The sequence below is a fragment of the Bacillus cereus group sp. BfR-BA-01492 genome (assembly GCF_022662815.1).
Classification (GTDB): domain Bacteria; phylum Bacillota; class Bacilli; order Bacillales; family Bacillaceae_G; genus Bacillus_A; species Bacillus_A cereus_BD.
Window position 1 is genome coordinate 1 of record NZ_JAKUEH010000032.1, and the last position, 15,657, is coordinate 15,657.

The window sequence follows — 15,657 nt, forward strand, 5'->3', positions numbered from 1 at the left end:
AATAAAGTTTGTCTAGCATCATAAATAAAAATTGACGTTTCACGTTGTTTGTTTCGTTCAGTTTTCAGAGAACTCGTTTGTCGCTTCATTTGCGACTTCCTTATGTTAACACTTTTGTATTTCAATGTCAACTAAGTTTTTCATTTCGTTTGTCGCGTGTTGTGTTGTTGCTATCAGCGACTCGTATAATAATACACTTCTTTATAGTAATCGTCAATATGTTTTTCTAAAAAAATGAAGAAAAAGACTTACCCTCTATAAGTAAGCTTTTTTCTTCATAATAAAACAACTTCATTTACTCTTCTTCCATAATAGGTAATGAGACGATAAACTGAATTTCTCCATCTTCATAATGAGCTCGAATTTGACCTCCCTGAAGTTCTACAATGCTTTTTGCAATTGCAAGACCAAGCCCAGACCCTTCTGTCACTCTACTTCGCGATTGATCTTTCTTATAAAAACGCTCGAATAAATTAGCCAATTCCTCTTTTGTAAACTCTTCACTATAATTTGCCACAATGATTTGGGTATCACGTCTTTGTCTTTGAAGTGATACTTTAATCTCTCCATTATCTTTGCTATACTTAATCGCATTCATTAATAAATTTTCAAACACACGGACCATCTTCTCCGAATCAATCGCAGCATACACACGCTCTTCAGGAAAATGCTTTATGAATGTCAGTCCTTCTTCTTCAGCCTGTGGTACTAATTCTTCTATTAATTGCTCTAGAAGTTCATTTATACATACTTCTTGCTTTTCTAATATGACCTTTTCATTCGTTAATTTCGTATACTCGAATAAATCTTCTATTAGATTCTTTAACTGCTCCGACTTCGTAAAAGCAATTCTTGTATATTCATCATGCTGTTCTTTATTGTCATATTTAGAATCACGAAGCAATCGTAAATACCCCATAATAGAAGTAAGAGGTGTTCGTAAATCATGGGATACGTTTGTAATCAATTCATTTTTTTGCTTTTCTAGTCGTCTTTCTTTTTCTATATTAGAAAACAATTCTTTTGCCATCTGGTTCATATTCACAGCCAACAAACTTAATTCATCTTGTCCCTTCTCTGGAATTCTATATTGTAAATTACCTTTTGTAATTTCTTTTACCCCTTCTGCCATTGCCTCAATCTGTTTCATTTTTCTTTTTGTTAGATAAAAAAAAGAAAATAAAAACAGAACAAATCCTATCAAAAATGGAAACGGGCCATCATTCTGGACTTCTCGAATATTCCCTTGTGGTATACCACTTGCAATCATATACATATTTTTCTCTTCAATTGTCAAAGGATAAAAAGTCGTAAACTCTTTACGCTCTCTTTCTATTTCATTATCTATTACATCTTTTTGATATTCATATTGAGAACGATTTATTTTGAAACTCATAATATTACGAATCGTACTATGAAGATTAATCTGCTCTTCTTGAGCAGATTTCGTCTTATATATAACTTTCCCGTTCTCATCAACAATTAGAACTTTTAATTCTCTTTGATATTCTGGACGTTCCAGAACTTCTTGGACATTAACAGAAGCATCTGCCCTTCCGATAATCATTGCAAGCCTTTCAGCGGTTGTATCAATAAATTGCATACCAGATGAATAATCAATTACAGAGTATTTATTTATCCCTTGAAAGAATGGAGATGATGCCCACACTCCTATTATCCCCAGCAAGCTACAGAAAGCAAACGTCGTTATCAGTTGTACACGTAAACTCTTTTGTACTCCCCGTATTCCTTTATATATTACTTTTTTAAAAATCTTACTCATCCAACTAATTGGTCTAAATATATTTTTAATTATCCTTCTCAACCTTATACCCCACTCCCCATACTGTTTTTATGTATCTCGGCTTTCTTGCATTTTCTTCAACTTTCTCGCGGATTTTCCGAATATGTACCATTACAGTATTGTCTGACTGAAAAGACCTTTCATTCCACACCTTTTCATAAATTTGCTCTGTACTGAATACCATTCCTGGATTACGCGCTAGTAACTCTAAGATTGAAAATTCCCTTGGTGTTAATTTCACCTCTCGATCCGCTACAACTACTTCATGTGTAGAAACATTTATTTTCATATCACCAATCTCTATTTCATTTTCGTTTTCAATCATAAATCCACTCATTTTCATATATCGACGAAGTTGCGATTTCACCCTTGCTACAAGCTCTAACGGATTAAATGGTTTTGTCACATAATCATCTGCACCTGTTGTTAATCCTAAAATTTTATCCATATCTTGCGTTTTAGCCGATAACATAATAATCGGCATTTCTTTTTGTTCTCTTACTTTCATGCACATATGAATCCCATCAATTTTCGGCATCATAATATCTAGTACAACTAAATGAACTTCATTGTTTTCTAACATCTCTAACCCTTCTGCTCCATCTCCTGCTTGCAGTATGTTATATCCTTCATTCTTTAAATAAATTGTAATTAAATCTCGAATTTCTTTTTCATCATCTACAACAAGTATTGTTTCTTGTCCCACAATATCTCCCCCACAATTCTTAAACTCCCTACTTTCTATTATAAAAAAACTTCTAAAGAAAAACGGTGCGAAATCCTTAAGATTTTCTGAAGACGTAAAAAAGGTCTAGACCCCCTCTTAGTCTAGACCTTTAAAAACCCCTTTATTTCCGAACATAGCTGAAATATAGTATGAATAAAACTCCCATTACATACATAATTGGATGAACTTCTTTACGGCGTCCACTTACAACCATTGTAATTGGATAGAAGATGAAACCAATTGCAATCCCCGTTGCGATACTATAGGTAAGTGGCATTGAAATAATTGTGAAAAATGTTGGTACTGCAATCTCGAACTTTTTCCACTCGATTTCCCCTAAAGATGAAACCATTAAAATTCCCACAATAATTAAAGCTGGTGCTGTTACAGCTGGCGTTATAACACTTAATAGCGGTGAAAAGAAAAGTGCCAGTAAAAAGAACCCTGCTGTTACAACCGCTGTAAATCCAGAACGTCCCCCCGCTGCTACCCCTGCAGACGACTCAATATAGGAAGTTGTTGTGGAAGTACCTAGAATCGCGCCAATTACAGTTGCAATCGCATCTGCAAATAATGCTTTCCCTGCACGTGGTAATTTATTGTCCTTCATTAGCCCCGCTTGATTGACAACTGCTACAAGTGTACCTGCTGTATCAAAGAAATCGATAAAGAAGAATGTTATAATGACAATCCCCATTTGAACAGTAAAAATATCTCCAAAGTGCATTAACGCCATACCGAACGTCGGTTCCAGACTTGGAATTGCTCCTACTACAGCTTTTGGCGTATCAATTAATCCTGTTGCCATTCCAAGAATAGCTGTAAGGATCATCCCATAGAACACTGCACCATTTATCTTTTTAATCATTAAAATAATTGTAACAACTACTCCGAAAATCGCTAACAATGTTGCGCCCTTTGTTAAGTCTCCTAATCCAACAAGAACCGCATCATTTTTCACGATAATTCCGGCATTTTGAAAACCCAGAAAGGCGATAAATAAACCAATACCTGCTGCTACCGCAAGTTTTAACTCTGCAGGAATTGCATTAATAATTTTTTCACGGATACCAAGAGCTGTAATAATAATGAAGATAATACCTGATACGAGCGTTCCCGCAATTGCTGTCTGCCATGGAACTCCCATTGTTAATACCGCTGTGTAAGCAAAGAAAGAAGTAATTCCTACACCTGGTGCTAATGCTATTGGATATTTTGCAAAAATCCCCATAATTAAAGAACCGATTGCTGCCGCTAATGCAGTAGCAACGAATACTGCTCCCGGATCCATTCCGGTTCCTGCCGGTAGTCCTTTAATATTTCCAAGTGACAGTGTGGCAGGATTAACAAATAGTACGTAAGCCATAGATAAAAATGTTGTTAACCCTGCAATGAACTCAGTCTTATAATTTGTACCGAGCTCATCAAACTGAAAATAACGTTTCATCTTACGTTTCCTCCGTTATATAATGACTCGTCGCACTTCATCCTAGCCCTCTTTTATCCTAAAAAATAAAAAAGGCTTCCATTGCATATATACATGGAAGCGTTCTATAAATAAAGATAAGTTCCCCTTATCTTTATAAAAACGCCTCGTAGTCAAGCCATTTACGGTAGCTAGGTAGAAACTTTCGGGCCATATCCCCGAGATTATACGACGGCATAATATTCATTTTTTGCATCAAATCTATAATCATATTAGCGTATAGAAAGATATATGTCAACTTAAAAGCGAACAATTTTACAGATTATACTTTTTTTGTTCGCATAAAACAAAAAGATCCATCTGTATATAAGATGGATCTTCCTGCAAATAAATAGTTTTTATTCCCACTCGATTGTTGCTGGTGGCTTAGAAGTAATATCATACACAACGCGATTCACGTGTTCTACTTCATTTACGATACGTACAGAGATTTTCTCTAATACGTCCCAAGGGATACGTGCCCAGTCAGCTGTCATACCGTCAATAGATGTTACAGCACGGATACCTACTGTATAATCGTAAGTACGCTCGTCACCCATAACACCTACGCTGCGCATACCAGGAAGCGCAGTGAAGTATTGCCAAATTTCACGGTCTAATCCTGCTTTTTGGATTTCCTCACGTAAAATCGCATCAGATTCACGAACAATTTCTAATTTTTCTTCTGTAATTTCACCTAATACACGAATACCAAGGCCAGGACCTGGGAATGGTTGACGCCATACAATTTCATCAGGAATTCCTAGTTCTGATCCTAATGCACGCACTTCATCTTTAAATAACGTATTTAAAGGCTCGATTAATTTGAACTGCATATCTTCTGGAAGTCCGCCTACGTTATGGTGAGATTTAATTGTTTGCGCAGTTGCTGTACCACTTTCAATAATATCTGTGTACAATGTACCTTGCGCTAAGAAGTCCATTCCTTCTAATTTAGAAGCTTCATCATCAAAAACATAAATGAATTCGTTACCAATGATTTTACGTTTTTGCTCTGGATCTTCTACACCTTTTAATTTTTCCATGAAGCGTTCTCTAGCATCGATTTTAATAACATTCATATGGAAGCCTTCGCTAAATGTTTTCATAACGCCTTCTGCTTCACCTTTACGAAGTAAACCGTGGTCAACGAAAATACATGTTAACTGATCACCGATTGCTTTATGAATTAATACAGCTACAACAGAAGAATCTACACCACCGCTAAGTGCACATAGTACTTTTTTGTCGCCAACTGTTTCACGGATTTTTTCTAATTCTACTTCAATAAAGTTCTCCATGTTCCAGCCTTCAGAGCAACCGCATACGCCGAATACGAAGTTTTTAATTAAATCATTACCGTGCTCAGAGTGACGTACTTCTGGATGGAATTGTACACCGTATAATTGCTTTTCTTCATTGCTCATACCAGCAATTGGACAAGATTCGCTTGTTGCATCTACTACAAAGCCTTCTGGTAAACCTGTTACTAAGTCACCATGACTCATCCATACAACTTGTTCTTCTGGCAGGTTTGTATATAATTTTGATTCATTCTCTACTTTCAGAACTGCTTTTCCGTACTCACGATGGTTTGCTCGCTCTACTTTTCCACCAAAGTGTTTTGTCATCAGCTGCATGCCGTAGCAAATACCGAAAATAGGTAAGCCTAGCTCAAAAATTTTCTCATCACAGTGGAATGCATTTTCGCCGTATACACTGTTTGGTCCACCAGAGAAAATAATCCCTTTTGGATTCATTGCTTTAATTTCTTCCGCAGTAATTGTGTGTGGATGAAGCTCACTGTACACACCGAACTCACGAATGCGACGTGCAATTAACTGGTTGTACTGACTTCCAAAGTCTAAAACGATAATCGTATCGTGCTGTTTTTTCAAAATAATCACCCCAACGTTAGTTCTGTATATAAATATTTTCACCAAATTAGGCAAAAAGCATTACCAATATAATAAAAAAAGCCAGTCCTCCACCTCTAGTCTCATAATAAAGAAAAGGCAGGAGTCTAGCTTTATAAAGATAGTATGTTACTCTTTATAAACATAAGACGCACTGCCTTCATAGTCAGGTTGTTTACGGTAACCCGGTAGAGACTCTCAAACCATATTATTGAGGATATATGAAGGATTGTTTTATATTATCTTTCTAGATTCTAACAATGAAGTATCAATACGGTCAAGAGAGAACACGACAAAATTCTACAGAAATTATTTTCTCAGCGCAATTAAATCTTTATCGTAATAATTTTTCTTCCATGTACAACAAAAAAACATCCACCTCTATATAGAGATGGATGTTTTTTGATGCGAACGGAATTACATCATTCCGCCCATACCGCCCATGCCGCCCATTCCAGACATATCAGGCATTGCATTTCCGCCTTCTTCTGGTTTGTCAGCAACAACTGCTTCAGTTGTTAAGAACATAGCTGCAACAGATGCTGCGTTTTGAAGTGCAGAACGAGTTACTTTTGCTGGGTCTACGATACCAGACTCAAGCATGTTTACCCATTCGCCTGTTGCTGCGTTGAAACCAATGCCTACTTTTTCGCCTTTTAGACGTTCTACCACTACAGATCCTTCTAGACCAGCGTTGATTGCAATTTGGCGAACTGGCTCTTCTAATGCACGAAGTACAATGTTGATACCTGTTGCTTCGTCGCCTTCAGCTGAAATAGAAGCTACTTTAGCATATACGTTCATAAGTGAAGTACCGCCACCTGCAACAATACCTTCTTCTACTGCTGCACGAGTTGAGTTAAGGGCATCTTCAATGCGAAGTTTACGTTCTTTTAACTCAGTTTCAGTTGCTGCACCTACTTTGATTACTGCAACGCCACCTGCAAGTTTAGCAAGACGTTCTTGTAATTTTTCACGATCGAATTCAGAAGTTGTTTCTTCTAATTGCGCACGAATTTGACCGATGCGAGCTTCGATTTGTTCAGTGCTTCCTACACCTTCTACAATTGTTGTGTTTTCTTTCGTTACTACAACTTTACCAGCGCGTCCTAAAGACTCAATTGTAGCTGATTTTAAGTCGCGTCCTAATTCTTCAGTGATTACTTCACCAGCTGTTAAGATTGCAATATCTTCTAGCATTGCTTTACGACGGTCACCAAATCCTGGAGCTTTAACAGCTACTACATTGAATGTACCGCGAAGTTTGTTTACTACTAATGTAGCTAACGCTTCACCTTCTACATCTTCAGCGATAATAAGAAGTGGTTTACCTTGTTGTACCACTTGTTCTAACACTGGTAAGATCTCTTGGATGTTAGAAATCTTTTTGTCAGTAATTAAGATATATGGGTTATCAAGAACTGCTTCCATTTTGTCAGAATCAGTAATCATGTAAGGAGATGCATATCCACGATCAAATTGCATACCTTCTACTACATCTAATTCTGTTGTGAATCCTTTAGATTCTTCTAATGTAATAACGCCATCGTTACCAACGCGTTCCATCGCTTCTGCAATTAATTGACCTACTTCTTCGTCAGCAGCAGAAATAGCAGCTACTTGTGCGATAGAAGATTTACCTTCGATTGGTTTAGAAATTGTTTTTAATTCTTCTACTGCTGTAATAACAGCTTTTTCAATACCTTTGCGAAGACCCATTGGATTTGCACCAGCTGTTACGTTTTTCAAACCTTCACGAATCATAGCTTGTGCTAATACAGTTGCAGTTGTTGTTCCGTCACCAGCTACATCATTTGTTTTGCTAGCAACTTCTGCTACTAATTTTGCACCCATGTTTTCAAAAGCATCTTCTAATTCAATTTCTTTTGCGATTGTTACACCGTCATTTGTAATAAGTGGTGAACCAAATTTTTTCTCAAGTACAACGTTGCGACCTTTTGGTCCAAGTGTTACTTTTACTGCGTTTGCAAGAGTGTCGACACCGCGAAGCATCGAACGACGTGCTTCTTCACTAAATTTAATATCTTTTGCCATAATATTTGACCCCCTTGGATTTTTTAAATATATAATTAACCGATAACTGCTAAAATGTCACTTTCACGTAAAATCAAGTAGTCTGCACCTTCATATTTCACTTCAGTACCTGCATATTTTGAGAAGATGATACGATCGCCTGCTGCTACCTCTAAAGCAACACGCTCACCATTTTCAAGCACTCGCCCAGTACCTACTGCAATAACTTTACCCTCTTGTGGTTTTTCTTTTGCAGTGTCTGGTAATACAATACCACTTGCTGTTTTTTCTTCTGCTTGAACAAGTTCAATTACAACGCGATCACCTAATGGCTTTAGCATGAACAATAACCTCCTCATTTTTTTATGTAAATTCTTTTATTAGCACTCAAGTCTAACGAGTGCTAACACACTTATAATAATAAATAATCTCAATTTCTTTTGCAAGTAAAAAAATCATAATTTTTTCTCAAATCACGATATAAACTTTTCTACAAAGCATCATTTTTTATAGAACTCTATATATGAATCAACGTTTCCACCTATCGTATGTTACAATAGGAAAGATACCATAAGTTGTTTTCTCTATTCGAACACCTTTTTCCTGTCTCCTATTTTATTTTTAAACAAAAATTTTTCATAAAGGCAATACTTACATATATTCGGCTGGCTGATTACATGTAATCCGGCCTTATTTCATAAGATAAAATTAGAAAGGATGGTTATCCCATTTGAAAAAACAATATTGGTGGATTGTCGTTACATACATTGTTATGCAGTTATCAGGAATCATCGGCTTGCCCCTTCTTGCAAAAACTGGGCTATACGATAATAGAGGGTTTACAAGGGAAGAAAAAATTCAACTCCTAACCGGTCATTGGGCTATTATTAGCTTCTTTATCGCGTTATGTATTGTATTGTTATTACTTAGAACAGACATTCGTGATAGACATTTGGATACAAAACGCACGAATATCCCTGCGACAATTGGTTGGATTTTTATTGGCTTCTTTATGGCATTTTTTGCTCAAGGAATTGCAGGTGTCATCGAAATGCGTGTACTAGGTATTAAGCCTGGCTCTGAAAATACCGCACATTTAATGGAAATTGCAAGAACGACTCCATGGTTCCTTATTGTCATCTCAATAATAGGACCTATTTTAGAAGAAATTGTATTTAGAAAGATTCTATTTGGTACATTATATAAAAAGTTCAACTTCTTTATCGCAGCAATCATTAGTTCGCTTGTGTTTGCTGCTATCCATTTTGATTTTACACACTTATTAATATACACTGCTATGGGCCTTGTGTTTGCCTTTTTATATGTGCAAACGCGTCGAATTATCGTTCCGATTATGGCTCATGTTGGAATGAATACAGTAGTCGCATTAGTTCAAGTTTTCGTAAGTAATAACGAACAAATACAAGAGCTAATAAAAGAAGCTGAAAAAATGCAAGGCTTTATCGGAGGATTTTTAACATGAGAAATTCACCCTTGTTCATGGCAGCACTATATTTCCTTCTTGGCTGCATCTTTGTAGTCTTTGCTATTATGAAAGCAACAGATACTGTTTGGAACATCTGGACAATACTGTTCGCTGCTATGGCAACAATTGACTTTAATCTAGCGCTTCGATTGATTTTAGTTAAATTCATAAAGAAAAAATAATAAAACGCAGAGGGGGCCCCTCTGCGCTTTATTGTGGATAATTTTTCAGAAAATAAACAAGCGTTTGTAATTCTACTGCTAAATCAATATGATGAATCCTTATTTTTTCTGATACATTTAACCGTGCCGGTGTAAAATTCAAAATACCGTGTACACTTGTATAAGCCAATCGATCTGCTACAGCTTGTGCAACGTTAGCAGGTACTGTTAATATTGCCACTTGTATATCATTCGTTAGTCGCTCTTCCAATTCATCCAAATGATATACAGGAATTCCTCCGATTTCTTTTCCCACTTTCTCTTCATCGACATCAAATGCCATTTCAATTTTCGTATTATTATTTTTTGTGAAATTGTAATGTAAGAAAGCGGTCCCTAAATTCCCTACTCCAATAAGTGCCACGCGTGTTATATCATCTTGATCAAGCGTTTCACGGAAAAATGATAATAAATAATTCACATTATATCCATATCCTTTTTTCCCTAACGCTCCAAAGTATGAGAAATCTCTTCGAATTGTTGCGGAATCGACCTTCACCGCTTCACTCAATTCTGCTGATGAAACACGTTGCTTACCAGAAAGAGATAAGTTTTGGATAAATCGATAGTATAGAGGCAATCTTTTGGCTGTGGCCTGCGGAATCTTTTGCTGATCCATATAACCTCTCCTCTCTTCCTATCTTTGTTCGTATACTTGGAATAAATACAAAAGTTTAGCACTTATAACATTCCTTGTATAATAAAGAAAGAAAGAAAAACTCTCTTTATTTTAAACTATACACTATTTTTAGTATGATTGAGAAATATAAACATGGCAAAGTTAAGAATTTATTTGAGGTGAAAACATTGATTTTATTACAAGTGAATGGGCTTTCAAAATTATACGGTGCTGAAACAATTCTAACTCATATTAAATTGGAAGTTCAAACAAAAGACCGTATTGCACTAGTTGGCCGAAATGGCGCTGGAAAATCTACATTATTAAAAATAATCGCCGGAGAATTGTCTCATGATAGCGGTGAAATAATAAAGCCAAAAGATGTTTCAATTGGCTACCTAGCCCAAAATACTGGATTGGAAACTTCTTTAACAATTTGGGATGAGATGCTAACTGTCTTCACACATTTACAGGAGATGGAGAAAAGACTGCGAAGGTTAGAGCATGAGATGGGATTGGAAGAAAGCTTCTCAAATGCTGTCATCTACGAAAAATTACTTCGTGAGTATGATCAACTACAGTTAGATTATAAAAATCAAGGTGGTTATCAATATGAAGCTGATATTCGCTCGATTTTAAGCGGGCTCGGCTTCCCATCTGAAACACACCAAACAACCATTTCTACATTAAGCGGTGGGCAAAAAACAAGATTAGCTCTTGGGAAATTATTATTAACGCGCCCTGATTTACTCATATTAGATGAACCGACCAACCATTTAGATATTGATACATTAACGTGGTTGGAACAATACTTACAAGGATATCCTGGTGCGATCTTAATCGTTTCTCATGACCGTTACTTTTTAGACAAACTTGTTACTCAAGTATATGAAATTTCTAATAAGGAAAGTAGACGATATGTTGGCAACTATAGTAAATATTTAGAGTTAAAAGCTGCACAATATGAGCAAGAAATGAAACGCTATGAGAAACAACAAGAAGAAATCGCAAAACTTGAAGATTTTGTTCAAAAGAACATTGCACGTGCCTCTACAACAAAGCGGGCACAAAGTCGACGCAAACAATTGGAGCGAATGGAATTACTTACTAGACCCGTCGGAGATTCCAAATCCGCATCGTTCCATTTCGATATTGAAAAACAAAGCGGGAATGATGTCCTCCAATTAAAAGATGTTTCAATTGGCTATGATGAAAATTCTATTATCGAACATGTAAATATGCGTTTAACTCGTGGAGATAGCGTTGCACTAGTTGGGCCGAATGGAATTGGAAAATCTACATTATTAAAATCTATTGTGAACAAGTTACAGACATTACATGGCGAGATTTCTTTCGGTTCAAACGTATCTGTTGGATATTATGATCAAGAACAAGCAAACTTAACATCATCTAAACGTGTGTTAGATGAGCTATGGGATGATTATCCACTAGCACCAGAAAAAGAAATTCGCACACTACTTGGTAATTTTTTATTTACAGGTGATGATGTATTAAAGCCAGTCTCTTCTCTTAGCGGTGGGCAAAAAGCCCGATTAGCGCTAGCAAAATTAATGATGCAAAAGGCAAACCTATTAATTCTCGATGAACCAACCAACCATCTTGATTTAAATAGTAAAGAAATTCTAGAGAATGCCTTAATTGATTATCCAGGAACTCTTTTATTCGTATCTCATGATCGCTATTTTATTAACCGTGTCACAACTACAGTCGTTGAGTTATCAACAGACGGTGCGAAAGAATATTTAGGCGACTATGATTACTATATTGAAAAGAAAAATGAAATGATTGAGCGTGCAGAATTTGCACAAAAAGAAGTAGAAATTTCTGTTCCCAAAAACTTTGCACAAGAAAAGTTAAGTTATACGGAAGAAAAAGAACGTAAAAAGTTAGAACGACAACGGATGCGAAAAATTGAGGAACTGGAGCAAAACATTTCTAAACTCGAAGAAGAAATCGAAGAATTAGAAGCTCAGCTCTGTCTGCCTGAAGTATATACAGACTATGAACGTGCAAGTGAAATTACAGCAGCGAAACAAAATCTTCAAGAACAATTAGAAAAAAATATGGGAGAATGGGAAGAACTACATATGTAACCTCTCCATTTATCTCACTATTTATAAGCAATAAGATACAGAAAGAAACAAGGCAGATATGTGAAAGTAAAGCTGTCCGTAACAGTCTAATTGCTGAGGACCTTTCATTAAGGTAGCTACATATTCTTGAGCTACCTTATTTTTTTACCCACTTGAAGCAATTTTGTGTCATCAGATATCTGACCTATTCTTTTCTATCCACAACATTATACACATATCCACCTTTATAAAACAAAAGTTAAAGTAACTTTTCCACATTATCCACAAACACCAAAAAAGTTATCCACATTTTATATTCACAATAAAACCCACATTATCAACAGATAATGTGGGTTTTATCCACAACTTGTGGTTAATTTTGTGTATAACTAATCTTCTATATTTAAACCCGGGTTTGCATTTAATGCAAATGTAGCACGCTTCCCTTGCTTATACGCAATGGTACCTGCCGCTGCAATCATTGCTGCATTATCAGTACATAACGATAATGGAGGAATAATAAGCTCTATATTTTCTTTTTGTGCAAATTCTTCCTCTAATCGTGTACGAAGCCCTTTATTTGCTGCTACACCACCTGCTAAAAGCACTTGCTTTACATGATATGCTTCAGCTGCACGCACAGCTTTCGTTACCAATACATCTATTACACTTGCTTGGAAACTTGCCGCTAAATCCTCTGGAGCAATTTCTTCCCCGCGTTGTTTTGCGTTATGCACAGTGTTAATAACTGCTGATTTTAATCCACTAAAGCTAAAATCATATGAATCTGGCTCTAACCACGCACGTGGTAAGTCGATCGTTGGTTGCCCTTCATGAGCAAGGCGATCAATATGAGGACCACCTGGATATGGCATAGATAATGTACGTGCAACCTTGTCATAAGCTTCCCCAGCTGCATCATCTCTTGTTTCACCAATGACTTCAAAGGAACCATGCTCTTTCATATAAACAAGCTCCGTATGTCCTCCTGAAACTACAAGTGATAACAATGGAAATTCTAACTCTTTCACTAAGCGATTTGCGTAAATATGGCCGGCAATATGATGGACACCAACCAAAGGAATATTATGAGCAAAAGCGATAGCTTTAGCTGCATTTACACCTATTAATAGAGCCCCTACTAATCCCGGTCCTTCTGTCACTGCAATTGCATTAATATCTTCAAAAGAGAGATTTGCCTCTTTTAATGCCTCTTCTAATACAACTGTAATTTGTTCAACGTGATGGCGAGACGCAATTTCAGGTACAACACCGCCAAAGCGCTTATGACTTTCTATTTGCGAAGCAACAACATTCGCTACTATTTCTGTTCCATTTTTCACAACTGCTACAGCTGTTTCATCACAGCTTGTCTCAATACCAAGTATAATTGTATTTTTTTCCATTATATATTCACCCACATTACAAGACCATCTTCATAATTGTCTGTATAGTATCGTTTTCGAATTCCACCATTTCGGAATCCGTACTTCCGGTATAACTGTTTTGCTACTTCATTTGACACACGAACTTCGAGCGTCATTGTTTTCGCTCCCATTTCCTTTGCTTGTTTCATTACCTCCTGAAGCAATGCATCCCCAAGTTTTTGACCACGATATTCTGGTAAAATTGCTATATTGGTTATATGTGATTCATCAATAATAATCCACAATCCACAGTATCCAACTACTAAGCCATCTTTTTCAACTACAATATAATGTGAATATTCATTCATTGTTACTTCACGGTGAAATGCATCAGCAGTCCAAGGAGTTGGGAAAGACGCTTCTTCAATCGCTACCACTTGAGCAATATCATCAGTTGTCATCTTTCTAAATGTAACATCCATTTTAATATCTCCTATTTCTTTTGGCTTTCTAACCATTTTGTCTCCGCTTCAGCTAAACGCAAATAGCTCGGTACAAATGTATGTACATTTTGCTCTTCCTTTTGTAAACCTAAAAATGCAAGTTCGCTCGGTCTTGGGTTACTCTTTGTAAAAGGAGCAAATATCGCTTGATCACCTAGATGCTCTACAATCATTTTCTGATGCATTTTCACATCGTTACCAATAAATAGTACAGGCTGCTTTTTCTCTTTCAATATTTGTAACCAATCTACAATTAAAACAATACGATCATCTTCTATAGCAGTTAGCTGTTCTTTCTCGTATGTATACAATCCTGTATAAATTTGTCCGCGTCGGCCATCAAATAAAGGACAAATAAGTCCTTGGAAATTCGCTCCATTCGCAGCTACCACTTCTAAACTAGATACACCAACGATTGGTATTTGTAATGACCATGCTAATGTTTTGGCAACTGTTACACCTATACGCACACCTGTATACGATCCTGGACCAGCTGCTACGACAATTTTATTTAGTTCTTTCGGTTTGACATTACATTCCTTTAAAAGTTGATCTACAGCTGGCATAAGGCGTATAGAATGATTCTTTGTTAAATTTGTAATGATTTCCCCGATAACAGTATCTCCCTCAATAAGAGAAACACCCATTACGTAATTTGAAGTATCAATTGCTAGTACTTTCATTTTGTAATAGCTCCTCACATAATCTAATATAGCGGTCTCCTTCTGGTTCTAATACAATCTTTCTTGTATCATTTCCAGCATGAAATAAGCTAATCTTTAATTTTTCATTTGGTAAATATGGCTCTATTAAGTGAGCCCACTCTACAACTGTTACCCCTTCACCAAAAAAGTACTCATCAAACCCTAAATCTTCTTCGCTTTCCGCTAAACGGTATACATCCATATGATATAGTGGCAATCTGCCTTTATACTCTTTAATAATGTTGAAAGTTGGGCTATTTACCACTCGTTTCACACCAAGACCTTTGGCAAGTCCCTTTGTAAATGTAGTTTTACCCGCTCCAAGATCGCCTTCTAAAATGAATACATCTTGCGCTGTAACAAGCTTTCCAAGCTTTTCTGATAATTGCTGTGTTTCTTCAGACGAAGTTGTTGTAACTTCATATTTATTCAAAGGTTTCACCTACTTTACTCACAATATTCTCTGCTCTCTATTATACAGGTATTTTGAACATATAAAAAAGACCTTAGGAGTATTCCTAAGGATTAGTTTGACTGTCTTTATAAGTTTTCTTAAAAATAAATAAAAAAATACGAAACAAGCTGTTTCGTTCTTTTCTTTATATAAAATGGCGGTCCCGACCGGGGTCGAACCGGCGATCTCCTGCGTGACAGGCAGGCATGTTAACCACTACACCACGGGACCATTTGGTTGCGGGGACAGGATTTGAACCTGCGA

Annotated in this window: 14 protein-coding genes, 1 tRNA gene and 2 riboswitches; of the genes, 3 read left to right on the plus strand and 12 right to left on the minus strand. The window is 36.5% G+C overall.

Features of this window, described 5'->3' with window-relative positions:
- Nucleotides 1-295 precede the first annotated feature (295 nt).
- From MR063_RS20985 to groES, 6 genes are all read right to left on the minus strand, one after another.
- On the minus strand, nucleotides 296-1,813 hold the full coding sequence (locus MR063_RS20985) for a sensor histidine kinase (protein WP_242201259.1): 1,518 nt from the start codon (nucleotides 1,811-1,813) through the stop codon (nucleotides 296-298).
- The gene (locus MR063_RS20990; protein WP_242201243.1) at nucleotides 1,809-2,510 is read right to left on the minus strand and encodes a response regulator transcription factor; all 702 of its coding nucleotides are present in this window, start codon (nucleotides 2,508-2,510) and stop codon (nucleotides 1,809-1,811) included. Before MR063_RS20990 ends, MR063_RS20985 begins: the two co-directional genes overlap by 5 nt.
- Before the next feature lie 142 nt (nucleotides 2,511-2,652).
- Nucleotides 2,653-3,978, minus strand: coding sequence for an NCS2 family permease (locus MR063_RS20995; RefSeq protein ID WP_242201245.1), 1,326 nt, complete (start codon nucleotides 3,976-3,978; stop codon nucleotides 2,653-2,655).
- Between the two features lie 129 nt (nucleotides 3,979-4,107).
- Nucleotides 4,108-4,209, minus strand: a riboswitch (purine riboswitch).
- A 146-nt stretch (nucleotides 4,210-4,355) separates the two neighbouring features.
- Nucleotides 4,356-5,894: a glutamine-hydrolyzing GMP synthase gene (gene guaA / locus MR063_RS21000; protein ID WP_277927972.1), complete on the minus strand. Its 1,539-nt coding sequence runs from the start codon at nucleotides 5,892-5,894 to the stop codon at nucleotides 4,356-4,358.
- A 161-nt stretch (nucleotides 5,895-6,055) separates the two neighbouring features.
- A riboswitch (purine riboswitch) is annotated at nucleotides 6,056-6,157 on the minus strand.
- Between the two features lie 172 nt (nucleotides 6,158-6,329).
- A complete protein-coding gene (gene groL / locus MR063_RS21005; protein ID WP_242201247.1) occupies nucleotides 6,330-7,967 on the minus strand; it encodes a chaperonin GroEL in 1,638 nt (545 codons plus the stop codon).
- Between the two features lie 35 nt (nucleotides 7,968-8,002).
- Nucleotides 8,003-8,287 carry a co-chaperone GroES gene (gene groES, locus MR063_RS21010; protein WP_242145837.1) on the minus strand — a complete coding sequence of 95 codons (285 nt, stop codon included), beginning with the start codon at nucleotides 8,285-8,287 and terminating at the stop codon, nucleotides 8,003-8,005.
- A gap of 389 nt (nucleotides 8,288-8,676) precedes the next feature.
- Between groES and MR063_RS21015 the strand changes: the two genes are divergently transcribed.
- Nucleotides 8,677-9,429 (plus strand): CPBP family intramembrane glutamic endopeptidase, encoded by a 753-nt coding sequence (locus tag MR063_RS21015; protein ID WP_242201249.1) that lies wholly within the window; start codon nucleotides 8,677-8,679, stop codon nucleotides 9,427-9,429.
- Nucleotides 9,426-9,614, plus strand: coding sequence for a YdiK family protein (locus MR063_RS21020; RefSeq protein ID WP_242201251.1), 189 nt, complete (start codon nucleotides 9,426-9,428; stop codon nucleotides 9,612-9,614). Before MR063_RS21015 ends, MR063_RS21020 begins: the two co-directional genes overlap by 4 nt.
- A gap of 28 nt (nucleotides 9,615-9,642) precedes the next feature.
- Here the strand turns inward: MR063_RS21020 and MR063_RS21025 are convergent, their stop codons facing one another.
- A complete protein-coding gene (locus MR063_RS21025) occupies nucleotides 9,643-10,272 on the minus strand; it encodes a redox-sensing transcriptional repressor Rex (protein ID WP_011983373.1) in 630 nt (209 codons plus the stop codon).
- 188 nt (nucleotides 10,273-10,460) lie between these two features.
- Between MR063_RS21025 and MR063_RS21030 the strand changes: the two genes are divergently transcribed.
- Entirely contained in the window at nucleotides 10,461-12,386 is a 1,926-nt protein-coding gene (locus tag MR063_RS21030) for an ABC-F family ATP-binding cassette domain-containing protein (RefSeq protein ID WP_242201264.1), read from the plus strand.
- Between the two features lie 368 nt (nucleotides 12,387-12,754).
- On the opposite strand, the gene tsaD is transcribed toward MR063_RS21030, so the two are convergent.
- The 5 genes from tsaD to MR063_RS21055 form a co-directional block, all read right to left on the minus strand.
- On the minus strand, nucleotides 12,755-13,771 hold the full coding sequence (tsaD, locus tag MR063_RS21035; RefSeq protein WP_242145841.1) for a tRNA (adenosine(37)-N6)-threonylcarbamoyltransferase complex transferase subunit TsaD: 1,017 nt from the start codon (nucleotides 13,769-13,771) through the stop codon (nucleotides 12,755-12,757).
- Nucleotides 13,771-14,214: a ribosomal protein S18-alanine N-acetyltransferase gene (gene rimI / locus MR063_RS21040; RefSeq protein WP_242201253.1), complete on the minus strand. Its 444-nt coding sequence runs from the start codon at nucleotides 14,212-14,214 to the stop codon at nucleotides 13,771-13,773. Before rimI ends, tsaD begins: the two co-directional genes overlap by 1 nt.
- A gap of 11 nt (nucleotides 14,215-14,225) precedes the next feature.
- Nucleotides 14,226-14,918 carry a tRNA (adenosine(37)-N6)-threonylcarbamoyltransferase complex dimerization subunit type 1 TsaB gene (gene tsaB / locus MR063_RS21045; protein ID WP_242201256.1) on the minus strand — a complete coding sequence of 231 codons (693 nt, stop codon included), beginning with the start codon at nucleotides 14,916-14,918 and terminating at the stop codon, nucleotides 14,226-14,228.
- A complete protein-coding gene (tsaE, locus tag MR063_RS21050) occupies nucleotides 14,899-15,372 on the minus strand; it encodes a tRNA (adenosine(37)-N6)-threonylcarbamoyltransferase complex ATPase subunit type 1 TsaE (protein ID WP_242145844.1) in 474 nt (157 codons plus the stop codon). The genes tsaB and tsaE overlap by 20 nt, the downstream gene beginning before the upstream one ends.
- A 176-nt stretch (nucleotides 15,373-15,548) precedes the next feature.
- Nucleotides 15,549-15,624 (minus strand) — tRNA-Asp (locus MR063_RS21055).
- Between the last annotated feature and the right edge of the window lie 33 nt (nucleotides 15,625-15,657).